The sequence below is a fragment of the Flagellimonas lutaonensis genome (assembly GCF_000963865.1).
Classification (GTDB): domain Bacteria; phylum Bacteroidota; class Bacteroidia; order Flavobacteriales; family Flavobacteriaceae; genus Flagellimonas_A; species Flagellimonas_A lutaonensis.
This window is the reverse complement of record NZ_CP011071.1, coordinates 749,797-767,422: the sequence shown is the minus strand read 5'-3', so window position 1 is coordinate 767,422 and position 17,626 is coordinate 749,797. Positions and strand designations below refer to the sequence as shown.

At 45.2% G+C, this 17,626-nt stretch carries 14 protein-coding genes; 10 read left to right on the top strand and 4 right to left on the bottom strand.

Going from position 1 to position 17,626, the window contains the following annotated elements; all coding sequences use genetic code 11:
* Positions 1 to 140 precede the first annotated feature (140 nt).
* The 8 genes from rplQ to VC82_RS03630 all read left to right on the top strand — a co-directional run bounded on the left by rplQ (position 141) and on the right by VC82_RS03630 (position 9,476).
* Positions 141 to 644, top strand: coding sequence for a 50S ribosomal protein L17 (gene rplQ / locus VC82_RS03665; RefSeq protein ID WP_045801172.1), 504 nt, complete (start codon positions 141 to 143; stop codon positions 642 to 644).
* Between the two features lie 88 nt (positions 645 to 732).
* The gene (carA, locus tag VC82_RS03660) at positions 733 to 1,845 is read left to right on the top strand and encodes a glutamine-hydrolyzing carbamoyl-phosphate synthase small subunit (RefSeq protein WP_045801171.1); all 1,113 of its coding nucleotides are present in this window, start codon (positions 733 to 735) and stop codon (positions 1,843 to 1,845) included.
* Between the two features lie 116 nt (positions 1,846 to 1,961).
* Positions 1,962 to 3,254 (top strand): phosphopyruvate hydratase, encoded by a 1,293-nt coding sequence (gene eno / locus VC82_RS03655; RefSeq protein WP_045801170.1) that lies wholly within the window; start codon positions 1,962 to 1,964, stop codon positions 3,252 to 3,254.
* Between the two features lie 100 nt (positions 3,255 to 3,354).
* Positions 3,355 to 4,890 (top strand): glycogen synthase, encoded by a 1,536-nt coding sequence (locus tag VC82_RS03650; protein ID WP_045801169.1) that lies wholly within the window; start codon positions 3,355 to 3,357, stop codon positions 4,888 to 4,890.
* A 120-nt stretch (positions 4,891 to 5,010) separates the two neighbouring features.
* Positions 5,011 to 6,294 (top strand): citrate synthase, encoded by a 1,284-nt coding sequence (locus tag VC82_RS03645; protein WP_045801168.1) that lies wholly within the window; start codon positions 5,011 to 5,013, stop codon positions 6,292 to 6,294.
* Positions 6,295 to 6,394: 100 nt separating this feature from the next.
* On the top strand, positions 6,395 to 7,321 hold the full coding sequence (locus tag VC82_RS03640; protein ID WP_045803228.1) for a dimethylarginine dimethylaminohydrolase family protein: 927 nt from the start codon (positions 6,395 to 6,397) through the stop codon (positions 7,319 to 7,321).
* Between the two features lie 55 nt (positions 7,322 to 7,376).
* Positions 7,377 to 8,306 (top strand): citrulline utilization hydrolase CtlX, encoded by a 930-nt coding sequence (gene ctlX, locus VC82_RS03635; RefSeq protein WP_045801167.1) that lies wholly within the window; start codon positions 7,377 to 7,379, stop codon positions 8,304 to 8,306.
* A 48-nt stretch (positions 8,307 to 8,354) separates the two neighbouring features.
* Positions 8,355 to 9,476 carry a hypothetical protein gene (locus VC82_RS03630; protein ID WP_045801166.1) on the top strand — a complete coding sequence of 374 codons (1,122 nt, stop codon included), beginning with the start codon at positions 8,355 to 8,357 and terminating at the stop codon, positions 9,474 to 9,476.
* A 7-nt stretch (positions 9,477 to 9,483) separates the two neighbouring features.
* Here VC82_RS03630 and VC82_RS03625 read toward each other — a convergent pair whose 3' ends face one another.
* From VC82_RS03625 to VC82_RS03610, 4 genes are all read right to left on the bottom strand, one after another.
* Positions 9,484 to 10,986 carry a peptidase associated/transthyretin-like domain-containing protein gene (locus VC82_RS03625; protein WP_045801165.1) on the bottom strand — a complete coding sequence of 501 codons (1,503 nt, stop codon included), beginning with the start codon at positions 10,984 to 10,986 and terminating at the stop codon, positions 9,484 to 9,486.
* Positions 10,987 to 11,092: 106 nt separating this feature from the next.
* Positions 11,093 to 12,517, bottom strand: a complete 1,425-nt coding sequence (locus VC82_RS03620; RefSeq protein WP_045801164.1) for an SDR family oxidoreductase — start codon at positions 12,515 to 12,517, stop codon at positions 11,093 to 11,095.
* A complete protein-coding gene (locus VC82_RS03615; RefSeq protein ID WP_045801163.1) occupies positions 12,514 to 13,038 on the bottom strand; it encodes a DUF1648 domain-containing protein in 525 nt (174 codons plus the stop codon). Before VC82_RS03615 ends, VC82_RS03620 begins: the two co-directional genes overlap by 4 nt.
* Positions 13,028 to 13,453 carry a hypothetical protein gene (locus VC82_RS03610; protein WP_045801162.1) on the bottom strand — a complete coding sequence of 142 codons (426 nt, stop codon included), beginning with the start codon at positions 13,451 to 13,453 and terminating at the stop codon, positions 13,028 to 13,030. Before VC82_RS03610 ends, VC82_RS03615 begins: the two co-directional genes overlap by 11 nt.
* Positions 13,454 to 13,546: 93 nt before the next feature.
* Between VC82_RS03610 and argS the strand changes: the two genes are divergently transcribed.
* Entirely contained in the window at positions 13,547 to 15,325 is a 1,779-nt protein-coding gene (gene argS / locus VC82_RS03605) for an arginine--tRNA ligase (protein ID WP_045801161.1), read from the top strand.
* 72 nt (positions 15,326 to 15,397) lie between these two features.
* On the top strand, positions 15,398 to 17,590 hold the full coding sequence (locus tag VC82_RS03600; RefSeq protein ID WP_045801160.1) for an amino acid permease: 2,193 nt from the start codon (positions 15,398 to 15,400) through the stop codon (positions 17,588 to 17,590).
* Positions 17,591 to 17,626: the final 36 nt, after the last annotated feature.

Below are 17,626 nucleotides of genomic sequence, written 5' to 3'. Positions count from 1 at the left end.
TAGATTTCTGAGGCAATAATAGCAAATCGTAACTCGTAAATCTAACATCATAAATTTAATTAATAATCATATTTTGCTCTCCTGTTCCGATAGCTATCGGGATCTGTCAGGATTTGGTAGCAAGATGATAACTTAGAAAAATGAGACACGGAAAAAAGTTCAATCACTTAGGAAGAACGGCCGCCCATAGAAAAGCAATGTTGGCCAACATGGCCTGTTCTCTAATTGAGCACAAGCGAATCAATACCACTGTAGCCAAGGCCAAGGCATTGAAGCAGTTTGTTGAACCTTTGATCACCAAATCAAAAGTTTCGAACAACCAGACTGCAGAGAAAGGCACCCACAATCGTCGTGTTGTTTTCAGTAACCTGAGAAACAAACATGCGGTAACCGAACTGTTCAGTACGGTAGCTGAAAAAGTGGGTGATAGGCCGGGCGGTTATACCAGGATCATAAAGCTTGGCAACCGATTGGGCGATAACGCCGATATGGCCATGATCGAGTTGGTCGATTTCAATGAGCTTTACAATGCTGGTAAGCCCAAGAAGAAATCTACCAGAAGAAGTAGAAGAGGTGGCGGAAAGAAGGCTGAAACAGTGGCCCCGGCAACTGAAACTACCAAAACGGACGATTCAGAGGAATAAGATGTTGAAGAATATTTTGATAACGAAAAAAGGATACGCCAAAAACGTATCCTTTTTTTATGTTTTTTTGTAAAATTTTGATGCAGAAATGAAATACCAAGAAAGAAAAAAAGCGCTCGTACTGTTAGAAGATGGCACCATTTTTTATGGCAAGGCCGTAGGCAACAAAGAAGGAACCGCCTTTGGCGAGGTCTGTTTCAATACGGGCATGACCGGTTATCAAGAAATTTTTACCGACCCTTCGTATTTTGGCCAGTTGATGGTAACCACCAATGCCCATATCGGCAACTACGGTACCCATGTCGATGAGGTCGAGTCAGACTCCATAAAGATTGCGGGATTGATCTGTAAAAATTTCAGCTACAATTATTCCCGTCCTGCTGCTGATAAGAGTTTGGAAGATTTTTTGAACGACAACGGACTACTGGCCATTTCAGATGTCGATACCCGTGCCCTGGTCAGCTATATTCGAGACAACGGTGCCATGAACGCCCTGATTTCTACCGAAGTGGACGATATCTCAAAATTAAAGGAAGAATTGAAAAAGGTGCCTAGTATGAAAGGCCTTGAACTCGCGTCAAAGGTGTCTACCAAAGAGCCCTATTTTTATGGTGACGAAAAGGCCAAGTACCGAATCTCTGCACTCGATATAGGCATCAAAAAAAATATTCTTAGAAATCTTGCCAAAAGGGATGCCTACATCAAGGTATTTCCATACAATGCATCCATTGAAGAAATGCAGGCATTTGACCCCGATGGGTACTTCATTTCCAACGGTCCGGGCGACCCTTCACCACTAAAAGATGCCATCAACACCACCAAAGAAATCCTGAAGACCAACAAACCCTTGTTCGGTATCTGTTTGGGCCATCAGGTTCTGGCCTTGGCCAATGGGGTATCGACCTATAAAATGCACCACGGGCACAGGGGCATCAATCACCCTATCTTGAATTTGATGACCGGTAAGGGTGAAATTACTTCACAAAACCATGGTTTTGCCATCAATAGGGAAGAAGCTGAGGCACACCCCGATCTTGAGATCACGCACACCCACTTAAACGACCAGACCGTAGCGGGCATTAAAATGAAATACAAAAATGTGTTTTCGGTACAGTACCACCCCGAAGCGAGCCCTGGGCCGCATGACGCGGATTATCTGTTCGACCAATTTTTTGAAGCGATCAAGGCCAGCCAAAACTAAAACGTTATAGTTCATTTTTTGGGTATTTTCAGCGTTTTATGAGCATTATCATAGAGTGAAAAACGAGGCCTTTTGTATCTTCGTGGCATTCAAATGTAAACGTAAACAACAGCAAAATGAGCATCATCATCAATATTCACGCAAGGCAGATTCTAGATTCACGGGGCAACCCGACCGTTGAGGTCGATGTCATCACCGAAAATGGGGTCTTGGGAAGAGCTGCCGTACCATCAGGTGCCTCAACAGGTGAGCACGAGGCGGTCGAGCTTCGCGATGGCGGGAATGATTTTATGGGAAAAGGAGTCAAAAAAGCGGTCGAGAATGTCAATACCGTAATAGCGGAAGAGTTGGTGGGCGTTTCAGTTTTTGAGCAGAACCATATTGATGAGACCATGATTGCCTTGGATGGCACCCCCAATAAATCGAAATTGGGCGCCAATGCTATTTTGGGCGTTTCGTTGGCCGTGGCGAAAGCGGCCGCCAATGAATTGAACATGCCCCTGTACCGTTATGTTGGTGGAGTGAGTGCCAATACGCTGCCAGTACCCATGATGAACATTATCAACGGTGGGTCGCACTCCGATGCACCCATTGCCTTTCAAGAATTTATGGTAATGCCGGTAAAGGCAAAAGACTTTAGCCATGCCATGCAAATGGGAACCGAGATTTTTCACAATCTGAAGAAAGTATTGCATGACAGGGGGCTGAGCACAGCAGTTGGCGATGAAGGTGGTTTTGCACCTACCCTTGATGGCACCGAAGATGCCCTGGACACAATTTCAAAAGCGGTCGAAAAAGCAGGGTACAAAATGGGAGAAGAGGTGATGATTGCCCTAGATTGTGCCGCTGCGGAGTTTTATGTGGATGGAAAATATGACTACACAAAATTCGAGGGGGATAAAGGGGCGGTTAGAACGTCAAAAGAACAGGCCGAGTACCTTGCTGAACTTTGCTCGAAATATCCCATCATTTCCATCGAGGATGGTATGGATGAAAATGACTGGGATGGTTGGAAGTTATTGACAGAAAAAGTGGGCGACAGTGTACAATTGGTGGGCGATGACCTGTTTGTGACCAATGTAGAGCGTTTATCACGGGGCATTGAAAACGGCATTGCCAACTCTATTTTGATCAAGGTGAACCAAATTGGCACGTTGACAGAGACCATTGCTGCGGTCAACATGGCCAAGAATGCAGGTTATACCTCTGTAATGTCGCACCGATCGGGCGAAACAGAAGACAATACCATAGCCGATTTGGCAGTGGCATTGAACACAGGCCAAATAAAGACTGGTTCGGCTTCCCGTAGCGACCGTATGGCCAAGTACAACCAATTACTGCGAATCGAAGAGGAATTGGGTGATGTGGCCTACTATCCACAAGAGAAGGCCTTTAAGGTGAAAAAATAACCCTTTCATTACATGAACAAAGCCTTTCTAACACCAGAAAGGCTTTTTTTTGTTCAATAGTTTGAGTACTTTAAGAAAACCAAAGATTCAGACACCGAGAATGAACAACTTCTTATTTGTTGCCGCTGAAAATGATGCCATACCCAACTGCAAGGCAGGGGGCATGGGTGATGTGGTTCGTGATGTGCCCAGGCAGATAGCTGAGCGTGGAGACCGCGTTCATGTGGTGGTGCCTTCTTATGGTAGGCTTCACCAAAACGGTACGTTAATGACAACCCTATATTTTGGCCTGCGAGGACAAAAGTACAAGGCCGAATTATACGAGGTGCCGCCCAAAAGGGAGTTTCCGAATATCCATCATTATGTAATTCACCATCCAGAGATTGAAGCAGGCGGCATTGCCCATATTTATCATGATGACCCGACCGAGCCCTTTTTTACAGATTTTGTAAAATATGTGGTGTTTTGTTCGGCGGTAGCAGAGGCCATTAAGGTGAAAGCCTTTGGAGAACTGAACGTGGTTCACTTGCATGATTGGCACTCGAGTTTGGTACTGTTTCTTAGAAAATACCATAAAGACTATGAAGACCTGAAGAAGATAAGGTTTGTCTATAGCATCCACAACTTGGCCATTCAGGGCATACGACCGTTTGCCGACAATTACTCCTCCCTCCAAAATTGGTTTCCAGACATACCGATTGATTATGCGGGTTTGAAAGATCCACGTTACCAAGACTGTATCAATCTAATGGCTGTGGGCATTCGGTTGGCCGATGCCGTGCATACGGTTTCGCCTTCTTATAAAGAAGATATTTTATTGCCCAGCTCGCCCCCTGAATTCATTGGGGGAGAAGGGTTGGAAAAAGATTTGCAACAAGTCGATAAAGAAGGTCGGTTGTACGGTATTCTTAATGGATGCAACTACAAGAACGTCAACACTGAGGCAAAAGGCCATATTTACCGAAACACGGTGAAGGCCATTTTCAAGTGGTTACAAGAAGAGTCAAAAAAATACAAAGCCGATTTTTTGGCCCATACGGGAGAGAAAATCATGCAATATGTGGGTAATCGTCCAAAGTTCATAGCCTCAAGCGTTGCCCGGCTGACCGAACAGAAGTTTTACTTTTTCAAAAGATCGCCAGAGACCTTTGAAGAAATATTGGAGCACTTGAAAACGGTTGATGGCATCTTTATATTACTCGGTACCGGAGCCCCTGAATATGAAGAACTTTTTCGAGAGATGAGCTACAAGCACCAAAACTTCATCTTTACCAACGGGCAATCTGAGAGCCTCATCGATTCGATGTACCTCGAATCTGACCTCTATGTAATGCCCAGTCTTTTTGAGCCATGCGGAATCAGTCAAATGTTGGCTATGAGAAACGGCACACCATGTTTGGTGCATCATACCGGAGGGCTGAAAGATACTGTTGAACACATGAAGACAGGTTTCAGTTTTGATGGCACCACCTTTGATGAAAAATTGGCGAATATGTTGGTAGCATTGGACCAAGCGCTCGATATCTGGAAAAATGACCCGACAACTTGGAAAAAGATAAAAACGAATGCCAAAAGAAAGCGGTTCACTTGGAAGAAATCCGTCGATAAATATTACCAACTGCTCTATAAACTTTAAGAAGTTTTCTTTTTATTATCAGCGGTCTTAAATTATACTTAAATGGCTTTGTAAAATTGTTAAAGCCCTTGCTTTTTCGTAATTTTCGGGTTCGAAATAATTAACTATTCAACCTAAAAAATGTCAGATAAAGCGATACTCGAATATGATGGAAACCGCTACGAGTTTCCTGTTGTAAAAGGTACAGAGAATGAATTGGCAATTGATATCAAGACACTACGTTCATCAAGTAGCATGATTACCCTCGACCCAGGCTACAAGAACACCGGCTCGTGCGAAAGCGCCATTACCTTTTTGGATGGGGAGAAGGGAATTTTGAGGTATCGCGGGTATCCTATCGAAGAACTGGCCGAGAAAGCCGATTTTTTAGAGGTTGCCTATCTTTTGATCTTTGGTGAGCTTCCAAACAAAGAACAGCTTGAAAAGTTTGATCAAGACATCAAGGCCGAATCGCATGTCGATGAGGAAATGAAAAAGATATTGGATGGCTTTCCGAAGTCGGCCCACCCCATGGGGGTACTATCTTCTTTGACCAGTGCCCTGGTGGCCTTTAACCCCACTTCGGTCGATGTGTCTTCAGAAGAGGCCATGTACCGATCAATAGTGCGCATCTTGGCCAAATTTCCCGTATTGGTGGCATGGACCATGCGCAAGAAAATGGGCTTGCCACTCGATTATGGCGATGATTCCCTTGGGTATGTCGAGAACATCCACAAGATGATGTTCAAAAGGCCGAACAAAGAGTATACCAAGAACAAAGTGGTGATCGATGCCCTTGACAAACTATTGATCTTGCATGCCGACCATGAGCAGAACTGCTCTACTTCCACGGTGCGTATCGTGGGTTCTTCACATGCCGGATTGTTTGCTTCCCTTTCTGCCGGTATCTCGGCACTTTGGGGCCCCTTGCACGGGGGTGCCAACCAAGCCGTTTTAGAGATGTTGCAGGCCATTCAAGAAGATGGGGGCGACACCAAAAAATATATGGCAAAGGCCAAAGACAAGAACGATCCCTTTAGACTCATGGGCTTCGGCCATAGGGTTTATAAAAATTTCGATCCACGGGCCCGTATCATCAAAAAGGCCGCAGACGAGGTGCTTGGTGATCTGGGTATTGAAGACCCCATTCTTGAAATCGCCAAAGGTCTTGAGAAAGAGGCCTTGGAAGATGACTATTTCGTAAAGCGGAAGCTATATCCGAATGTTGATTTCTATTCGGGAATCATCTATCGGGCAATGGGCATTCCGGTCGATATGTTCACCGTGATGTTCGCACTGGGGCGCTTGCCGGGCTGGATCGCACAATGGCGTGAAATGCGCCTTCGAAAAGAGCCCATCGGTAGGCCAAGACAGGTCTATATCGGTGAAAACCTTAGACCGTTTGTTCCTTTGAGCAAAAGGTAAAAAACCACATTGTGGATGAAGCCCGTTCTTGAACAAAGCAACGGGCTTTTTGTTTTTTGACCACCTACAATTTCTATATTTGCGCAAAGTTCGACAGCTTATGCTAAAGTTGCATATAACAGACGAAACAGCACCGTTGAAAGCAGTGGTATTGGGCACTGCCGAGAGCTGTGGTCCCGTGCCGAGGCCAGAAGACGCCTACGATCCCAAATCGTTGGAACATATTTTGGCGGGCACTTACCCGAAAGAGGCCGATATGGTCAAAGAAATGGAGGCCTTTGCTGCAGTTTTAAAGAAGCATGGGGTTCAGGTATTTAGACCAACCGTATTGAAAGATTGCAACCAAATTTTTTCAAGGGACATCGCGTTTGTCATTGAAGACAAATTGTTTCATGCCAACATTTTGCCCGATCGTGAAAAGGAATTTGGGGCTATTCGGCATATGCTTGACCTAATTGATCCCGATAAGGTGATACGGCCGCCTGAAGAGGTACATATTGAAGGCGGCGATGTCATGCCCTGGCACGACTATATTTTTGTGGGTACGTACACCGCCCCTGACTACCCCGATTTTATAACGGCCCGAACCAATGCGGCGGCGGTAGAATACTTGAAAGACCAATTTCCAGAGAAAACGGTAAAATCGTTCGAACTCCGTAAATCCAATACCGATCCAAGAGAGAATGCCCTACATTTGGATTGCTGTTTTCAACCCGTTGGAAAGAACAAGGCCATTCTACATAAAAACGGTTTCTTGGTGGAAGAAGAATATAATTGGTTGGTCGATTTCTTTGGTCGGGACAATATTTTCGAGATAACCAAAGACGAAATGTACCAAATGTTCAGCAATGTCTTCTCTATTTCACCAGAGGTCGTCGTTTCTGAAAAGGGTTTTACAAGGTTGAACAATTGGCTCCGAGACCAAGGTTTTACGGTCGAAGAGGTTCCCTATGCCGAAATTGCCAAGCAGGAAGGCTTACTGAGGTGCAGTACATTACCATTGATTAGAGAAAAGCGTAACGAATAACATACCTTATGGGTTAGGGCCACGAACCTGCCCAAAAGGGAATTCAATTGAAAAGATGCAGATAACCGATACCATTTTGATGATCAGACCCGTCAATTTTCGTATGAACGAGCAGACGGCGGTCAACAATTATTTCATGGAGGATTTGGATATCCAAAACCAAAAAATCAACGAGCGGGCACAAGAAGAGTTCGACAACTTTGCCGAAACCCTACGCCGGAAGGGGGTTAACGTAATAGTGGTAGATGACAAGGTGGAAACCGATACGCCCGATTCGATTTTTCCGAACAACTGGGTGTCTTTCCATGATAACGGTACGGTTGTTATCTACCCCATGTTTGCCGTAAACAGAAGGCGCGAACGGCGTGAGGACCTTTTTGACATTCTGGAGGAAAAAGGCTTTCGCATAGACAATGTCATTGATTACACCTCGGCCGAAAAAGACGGACTGTTTTTGGAAGGTACCGGAAGTATTTTGATGGACCGTGTCAACCAAAAAGCCTATTGTGCCTTATCGGAAAGGGCGCATGAAGACCTATTTATAGAGTTTTGCGAAGATTTCGATTGCTTCCCGGTTATTTTTACCGCCAAGCAAACGGTTGACGGCCAACGGCTACCCATTTACCATACCAATGTAATGATGGCCATGGCCGAAACTTTTGTCGTCATCTGCCTAGATAGTATCGACGACAAAAAAGAGCGGAAAAACGTAGTTGACCATATCAAAAAAGACGGTAGGGAAATAATTGAGATAACTGAAGAGCAGATGCACCATTTTGCAGGCAACATGTTGCAGGTCATCGGTGCCAATGACCAAAGGTTTATGGTCATGAGTACCCAGGCCTATAAGAGCTTGCGTGACGACCAGGTAAAGGCCATTGAAAAGCATTGCGGCATTATACACAGCCCGTTGGATACCATTGAGACCTGCGGGGGCGGTTCTGCTAGGTGTATGATGGCAGAGGTTTTCCTGCCAAGGGCGTAGGCAATATCAAATGCCTTCGCTGCGTTATGATTTTGGAAGTGGAAGGCTATGAGAACCAATTGTTTACTATTATTGCTGCTGGTATTGTTGTCATGTTCCAAAGATGATGGTGCTTCTCCCAACATTGATGCCAAGCCCCGCACTTTTTACATGGGCTTTACGGCCTTTCCTTACGACGACAGCTTGGCGGCTCACCAAGAGACCTATCATAACGTCATTGCTGATGGCGACATTTTTTTGAACCATCTCGACCACGGTGTACCCTGGCACGAGGCCTTGAACGATTTGCCTTTTCCGCCAGAGGTACAGAATACGTTGAGCGCTACCAGAACAGGTTTGGGGCCCAACACTAAAATTTTGCTGACGGCCACACCAACGGACCAGACCCGAGAAAACCTTGCCCGGTACTGGAATGACAACGGTTCGCATCAACCCCTTCCGGCTTTTTGGCAAGATAAAATGTTCGATGACCCCGATGTGGTGTCGGCTTATATCAACTATTGCCGTAGAATCATTGATGAGGTACGGCCCGACTATTTTGCGTATGCCATTGAAGCCAATGCGGCCTTTAGAAAAAATGATACCGCTTTTGGGCGGTTTTTGACCTTGGCAGACACCGTTTATACCACACTAAAGGCAGATTACCCCGGGCTTCCCATATTTTTGACGGTGCAAGACCAGTCGTTCAACAATTCAAAGGCCAAGCTTTTAGAGCTTACCGCCATGTTGCTTGAATATTCTGATTTTATTGCAGTCAGCACCTATCCTTTTTTATTCTATGGGGATGTTGCCAGGGATGCGAACCCTGAACTATTTGCCGACGATTGGTTGCGAGATTTCAGGAACCTTGACACTGCCAAGCCCTTTGCCATTTCAGAAACTGGCTTTTGCGCAGAAGACCTGGTCATCGAAAATTTGGGAATCAATATAAGGGGCACCGAAGACTGGCAAGCACAATATGTGGGCAAACTCTTTGGGCAGGCCAATGATCTTGGGGCCGAGTTTGTGCTATGGTTCGTTTATCGCGACTACGACCTGCTGTATAACAGTACACCGAACCCACCGGACATTTTTAAGGTTTGGCGTGACAATGGCCTGTTGGACGGCCAAGGGAACAAACGACTTGCCCACACCAAATGGATGGAATGGAAGAAACTCGCAAAGGAGTAAGGCAGTTCTACTCGGCCTCAGCGGCCTTGAACTCACGAATGGCCTGATTGGGCTCCATAATATTGTATCCCTTCCAGAATTCCGGATTGTAGCTTGGCAGGTAGGTTGCCTTTACACTTTTGTCTTCAGTGAAAGATTCAAATTCAGATTTATCGATCAACCGGTTTTCAAAAACCACCAGCTCCCATTTGTTTATGTTCTGCATTCGAAAATCGACATTTAGCCGAAGCTCGTTCTGTTTTCTGCGGCCTTTCACATTTTTGTTCTTTTCGATGACATCCAAAGGCCGGTCCAAACGAAACCACCGCCCAAAGCTAAAATCGGCAAACTTGAGCTCATACCGTCCATTCGGCAATTTGGCAAAACGCATGGTGCCCTTATACAGGGTTTCGCGATAAAAGATGCCCAACAGCCTAAAGTTTCGCAGGTTCTTCAAGTTTTCAAAGTCGATGCGCATTACGGCAAAGTCATCTATATTGATGTATAGGCGGCCCTTGAAGTCGGCATTTCCTTTTGGTCGGAAGTCGACAACGTACACCCCCATGTCGTCTATATCGGCATAGCCCACTAGTTCAAACTCGTATTTACGGGTTTTGTCGATCAGGTCGAGTTTGGTGTCCTCTTCATGGTAGACCTCACCGAGCAGTTCATCAAAAATCCACTTTTGGCTATCGACAAGTCCTGAGGTGGTATCACGCTGTATCTCTTTTTCAACTATTTCGGCTTCTTCGGCATCGGCCTCCTCAAGAATTTCCTCGACCTGTACTTTTTGGCTAAAGATGCCAGATTTGATTTTTAGATAAGAATCTGGCTTCACATTTTTTTTGAACATGGCCTCCATACGTTTTCCAAGGTCTTCAAAGGAGTTTACATCCTTCTTGTCGTACAGTTCGGCAGCCTTTAGCACGTTGATTTTATAGCTGTCAGAGGTTTTAAGAAAATCGCCCAAGGTTTCGGTGTAATGGTGCGAGTGTCTCGGTATGGCTCTGGCAATACTATCGATCAGCTCTTTATTGAGTTCTGCGATGGTCGATTTCTCAAAACCAAAATCAACCTTTTGTATGTTTCCCAGAACCGATTGGCGTAGAAAATAGCGCTGCCTTACAGGTTCGTTGTTCACATTTTTTGGAAGCCGTTCAATCATTTTTTCCACGATTTCCTCGGCTTCGAGCTGTTTGTCGAATACATAGACGCCACTTAGTTCAATTGCCTTGGGCTTGACAAAGACTATACTGTCTTGTAGTTGTTCAAGGCTAAATCCCGTCTTTGCATAACCCATGGACGAAACGTAGACCGAATCGGCGAATTGAAAGGAACCATCAAGAACAAAACTAAAAAGTCCTTCTTCGTTGGTGATGACCCCCTGGTTTTCGCCATACTCGACCGTGGCGTAGGGTACGGGCTTGCCCGTTTTTTTGTCGACTACCTTAGAGGTTATGGTTTGGGCCGATACCGTGGCACAGGTCATTAACAGAAAAGAAAAACCAATGGTTTTTAATGGATTTGTCATGCTGGGATCTTATATGTCTTAGACGATTTCTGGCTGAAAAAGGTTGCCTGCCCTGAAAGTATATGACGAAAAACCATATGATTTGTTTCAATCTTTGGGCCGGTACTCACTTTTTTGCAATATTTCTGATCATTCCCCCAAAAATGAAATAGTGGAAGGGGAGGATGCTGTACCAATACAAGCGGCCTTTCAAACCTTTTGGGCGAAAGGTGGCTACCTGGTGCAATACATTCGCTTCATCGATTCGAAATTCGAGCCAAGCTTCGCCTGGCAACCGCATCTCTGCATATAGCAACAGTCGTTTTTTCTTTTTATCGGCCAAGAGCACGCGCCAAAAATCGAGTGCATCGCCCGGAAATAGCTTTTCAGGATGCGTGCGGCCCCGGCGCAGCCCAACACCTCCGTTCAGTTTGTCGAGCAGCCCCCTAATTTTCCAAAGCCAGTTACCATAATACCAGCCGTTTTCCCCACCAATTCTCCAAATATTGTCCATTACCCGCTCAGCGCTATCGACCTTTATCTTTTGCTCATCTTTCAGCACTCCATATTTTGGCACTTGAATATATCTTTCAAGTTCATTTTTGACCTGGCCGCTGGCAATACTGTCTTTCCAGCTACTGACCACCAAATTTTGCTCTATCTTTTTGAAGGCCATTTCAATGGCCTCTTGGTACGTATGGGTCTTAAGGTTCAAAAGTTCCTGTAGCCGATTATCTTTGGCCACTACTTCCATCTTCATACTGTCAACAAGGTTTACGGCCAATTTATAGGAGGTAGAGGTGACAAAATATAGCCAGTAAGATGATAGTTTGGGAGTCATTACGGGCACGGTGATAATAGAGTTCTTGAACCCACGAACCTTTGCATATTGCTCGAGCATCTCTTTGTAGGTGAGTACATCGGGCCCACCGATGTCAAAAGATTGGTTGTAGGTTTTTTTATTGCCGAGCACGCCGGTCAAAAAATTAATGACATCCCTTATGGCAATGGGCTGGGTTTTGGTCAACACCCATTTAGGGGTAATCATAACCGGAAGCTTTTCGCACAGGTCGCGAATGATCTCAAATGATGAACTGCCAGAACCGACGATAATACCGGCCCGAAGTACGGTCAGGTCAAAAGGGCCTTTGTACAGTATCTCTTCCACATTTTTTCGTGAGGAAAGATGTTTCGACAGCTTCTCCTCGTTTACAATGCCACTTAGGTAAATGACTTGTTTTACATTGGTTTGACCCAAAAAATCATTGAACTTTTTGGCTGCCCGGGCTTCTTTTTCATCGAAATCGGAAACTGATGAGGTCATGGAGTGGATCAGATAGTAGGCGGCGTCAATGTTTTTTGGAATCGGATTCTCTTGCACATCCGCTAAAAAATCAATTTCGATGACGCTTACTTTCTCTTTGGTCTCTTTGTCGATTGAAAGACGATTTCGGTCGCGCACAGCGCATACCACCTCGTGCCCCTGTTGCAACAATTGTGGCAACAGGCGCATGCCGATATAGCCGTTTGCACCGGTTAGAAGTATCTTCACTCTTTTGGGAGTTTGAACATTTTAAGTATGTACCAAAAAGGCATCAGGGTCAAAGTGGCCAATAAAACCAATATTAGCCAACCCAGGTTCAGAAGGTCAAACGATTTGGCCACGGCAATGGTGTGCAACGTAACAACAAAGAACAGTGCCGAAATGCCCAAGTTTACCAAGACCATCATTCGAATGTTCATTCCGTATAACCTTGGGGCATTTTTCTCGGTTACTCTTACGGGATAATTGAATTTCCAGGGTTTGAGCTTGGTCACAAGTTGTGTCATACCGTAATATAGAATGAGGTTTAGCACCGGAATTATCCATAAGGTACTCTTGTGACCATAGGCATCTGGCTCTCCCATAAGGTTAAAATGAATTGGGATGGTTTTTGGCAAGGTTGCATAAAACGACAATACTGTGATCAGGTGGACAGCTGTCAATAGCCACCCGGCAATTATTATCTTTTTATCCGTTTCAGTTGGCTTTACCTCTATTTGCGGTTGTTTTCTGAACATGTTAAAGGTCATCAATCGAAGTTGGTGCGTTGTCTGCCTTGTAGTCCAATATTTTTTTGAAGAATTTTTGAATGGCCTTGGTGTCTGAACGCACTTTTATGAAATAATGGTCTTTAAAGATGGAATAAACGGCAAAGTCACCTTTGTAGATAGACAGTTTGTAATAGGGTATCACCAGGGCATATGATTCGAGCAATGAACGAAAACCGACAATAATGCCTTTTGGGCGCATCTCGATGTTGCAGCAGTCTCGATTGTTGTCCAATATCAAAAGATTTCTGATTTCGATACTCGCTTTGACAATCTCAAGCTTTGGCGAACCGATACCGCCCATTTTTAAGCGCTGTTTTAGGGTAAAGGGTTTGCCAACCGCTGCATCGATTTTTTTGGCAATCTTTTTATCGGTATACGATACGTTCAAAAGCATAAAATAAAGGTACTAAAATCGCCATATCAGTTTCTTAATCTTATTATAAAAGGGATAAAAAATGTAGTTTTGCAGGCTTATAAAGGCATTTTGATGGATATTCAAAAGGTTATTGAAGAAAAGGTAAGATATGCAGTAAAAGAACTGTACGGGACCCAATTGCCATCAGTGGAATTTCAACCCACCCGTAAAGATTTTGAGGGTGATCTGACCGTAGTGGTCTTTCCGATGTTACGGGTTGTAAAAGGCAACCCGGTTGAGATTGGAACCCGTATCGGTGAGTATCTTCAGAAAAACGTTGCCGAGGTGTCGAAGTTCAATGTTGTCAAGGGATTTTTGAACCTTGTAATCAGTGATGCCCATTACCTTGACTTTTTCAACCAAATTCAGAAGATTGCCGATTTTGGGTTTACGGCACCAGCTTCCAAAGATGCCATAATGGTCGAGTACTCGTCTCCCAATACAAACAAACCCCTTCACTTGGGGCACATTCGCAACAACCTGTTGGGGTATTCGGTCGCGGAGATATTGAAGGCTGCCGGCCACAAGGTCTACAAAACACAGATCATCAACGATCGCGGCATCCATATCTGTAAAAGTATGGTTGCCTGGCAAAAGTTCGGCAAGGGTGAAACACCTGAATCTTCCGGGACAAAGGGCGATCATTTGGTCGGTAAGTACTATGTTGCCTTTGACAGGGCCTATAAGGAACAGGTCTTGGAATTGGTTTCCGAAGGAAAAGAAAAGGCAGTCGCCGAAAAGGAAGCCCCCATTTTATTGGAAGCCCAAGAAATGCTGCGCAAGTGGGAAGCGGGCGATCAAGACACTGTGGCCCTCTGGAAGAAAATGAACGACTGGGTGTACGAAGGCTTTAACGAAACCTACCAAAACCTGGGGGTCGATTTTGACAAGCTGTACTATGAGAGCGATACCTATTTGTTGGGAAAAGACGTTATTGAAGAAGGCCTTAAAAAAGGGGTCTTTTATAGAAAGGATGATGGCAGTGTTTGGATCGATCTTACCGATGAGGGCCTTGACGAAAAGATTGTACTTCGTGCCGATGGCACTGCGGTCTATATGACACAAGATATCGGTACCGCCATCCAACGGGTAAAAGACTTTCCTGACATCAACGGTATGGTCTATACCGTGGGCAACGAGCAAGACTACCATTTTAGGGTGCTGTTCATCATTTTGAAGAAACTGGGCTATTCGTGGGCAGAAAAACTCTACCACCTGAGCTATGGAATGGTCGATCTGCCCTCGGGAAAGATGAAGAGCCGAGAGGGCACGGTGGTCGATGCAGATGACCTAATCTCTGATATGGAGCAGACCGCCGAGGAGATTTCAAGCGAACTGGGCAAATTGGAAGGCTATTCCGAGGAAGAAAAGAAACGGCTATACCATACCATCGGACTGGGGGCCCTGAAGTATTTTATCCTAAAGGTAGATCCCAAGAAGCGCATTTTGTTCAATCCTGAGGAGTCGGTCGATTTTCAGGGAAATACCGGGCCTTTTATCCAGTATACCTATGCCCGAATACAGTCCATTCTCCGAAAAGCCGAGCATATTGGACCAAGGGCTGTCGAGACCTCTTTAGAGTTGCACGAAAAAGAGAAAGAACTCTTGAAACAGCTACAGCAGTTTCCTGAAACCGTGCAATTGGCGGCAGAGAACTACAGTCCTGCCCTGATAGCCAACTATACCTATGATTTGGTGAAGGAGTTCAATTCGTTTTACCAACAGGTTTCCATATTGGGCGAAACCGATGACAGCAAAAGAATTTTTAGGATCCTGTTGTCAAAGAAAGTGGGCGAGGTCATCCAATCGGCTTTTAAACTTTTGGGAATTGAGGTTCCTGAGCGGATGTAGACTGGCAATCTATCTTTTTTATAGTACAATGGTCCAGATCGGCTATCTTGTAAGGGCCATTTGGTCATAGCCATGCAAACGCAAAAATCAAATCTGAAAAAATTCGGAACCTTCGGCGGTGTATTTACGCCAACCCTCTTGACCATCTTAGGGGTCATTATGTATTTGCGAATGGGCTGGGTCGTTGGCAACGCCGGGCTTTTGGGAGCTTGGTTCATTATCGTCATTTCTTTTTTGATCACCTTGTGTACGGCACTTTCAATGTCTGCGATTACCACCAACATTCGAATTGGGGCAGGGGGTGCGTATGCCATCATTTCACAGGCACTTGGATTGGAGGTCGGAGGTAGTCTTGGCATTCCACGATACATCTCGCAAGGGTTGGCGGTTACCATGTATATTTTTGGTTTTAGAGAGGGCTGGTTGGGCATCTTTCCCGGGCACGACCCCTTTTTGGTCGATTTAATCGCCTTTGCCCTCTTGTTCGGCATCGCCTATATCAGCGCAGATTTGGCGATAAAGACCCAGTTCATCATCATGGCAATTATCGTCTTGTCGTTGATTTCGATTGTCATGGCCGCTTATCACGGGTCTATGAACATACCGACCGAAGAGGCCATCAGATGGGGCACTTTTAAAGGATTGCCCGAGAACAATTTTGCGGGCACCGATTTTTGGGTGGTGTTTGCCGTCTTTTTTCCGGCTGCCACGGGTATCATGGCCGGGGCCAATATGTCGGGCGAGTTGAAGAACCCCAAAAAGAGTATTCCGCAGGGCACCTTATGGGCCATTGGCGTGAGCTTTGTGATCTATATGCTATTGGCCTATTGGTTGGCACGCTCTGCGTCCGAAGAAGAATTGATATCCAACTATAATATCATTATTGAGAAGTCTTATTTTGAGCCGTTGGTGATTGCCGGTATATTGGGCGCTACATTTTCATCGGCCTTGGCCTCTATTGTGGGGTCTTCCCGTATTCTTTTTGCCATGGGTGAGCATAAGGTATTGCCCTATTCGAAGTTTCTAGCGGGGCAAAGTGCCAATGAGCAGCCGCGCAATGCCATGATCGTTACGGGCATCATGATATTTGCCACTATGCTGTTGCGCGAACTCAATGCCGTGGCCCCATTGGTGACCTTGTTCTTTTTGATAACCTATGCCATGATCAATATTGTGGTGATCATTGAGCAACGGTTGGGGTTGATCAGTTACCGCCCCATTTTCAAGGTGAACAAATGGATACCCTGGGTGGGGCTGCTATCTTCGGTCATGGCGATGTTCATTATCAATCCGACCATTAGTCTGGTTTCCATTGTAATTGTATTTGTGGTGTACTGGTTTTTGTCTCGGCAAAACCTAGAGACCCCATTTGAAGATGTGCGGTCAGGTTTGTTCGTCTCTTTTGCCGAATGGGCCGCAAAACATACATGGGGCATGAAAAATATGCAACAACGGGCCTGGAAACCAAACCTAATGGTGCCGGTGCGCGATATCAACGGTGCAAAAGGCAATTTTCAGTTTCTGAGGAACATAGCCGCGCCAAAGGGATCCATAAAGTTGTTGGGCATTGAGCCCTATACCGAAAATGACGCTTTTATAAATGAATTGTCCTCGGTTTCTGAGGCATTTCGTCAAAAAGGTGTTTTTTCGTCGTGGACGGTCATCTACAGCGATGATTTTGCCAAGGGTGTCAATTATGGCAACCAAGCGCTGCGAGGTGCCTTTTTTAGGCCCAACATCGTGTTTTTGAACCTGCAACAACACGATGATTACGAAATGGAGATTCGCCCTGTGATCAAAGAGTGCATCCGTTTAGAACTGGGAATCTTGTTGTTCTCGGCACACCCGACCGCCCTTTTGGGGCAACGAAATGTTATCAACGTATGGGTAAGTGACAGAAGGGGCAATTGGGAACTTGGTTGGGATATCGGCAGTTTGGATCTTTCTATCTTGATTGCCTATAAACTAAAAAAGAATTGGGATGCGCGCATTCGTATCATAACCGTAATTTCAGATGCAGATGAGGAAGAAAACGCCAAGAACTTTCTCAAATCGTTGATAAACCTTGCACGATTGCCTGATACCCTGATAGAGGTGCACGTGGGCAATTTTAAAGAAATTGTGGGGAACGCCCCCAAGGCCGATTTGAACATCTTTGGTATGGACGAGCACTTCAAGATTGCATTTGTTGAAGAAATGACCGAAAAAACAGCAAGCTCATGTCTTTTTGTAAAAGATTCGGGCCATGAGAGCATATTGGCCTAATCTATTGTCTGCTGGGCTTTCCATCTTTTCACAAAC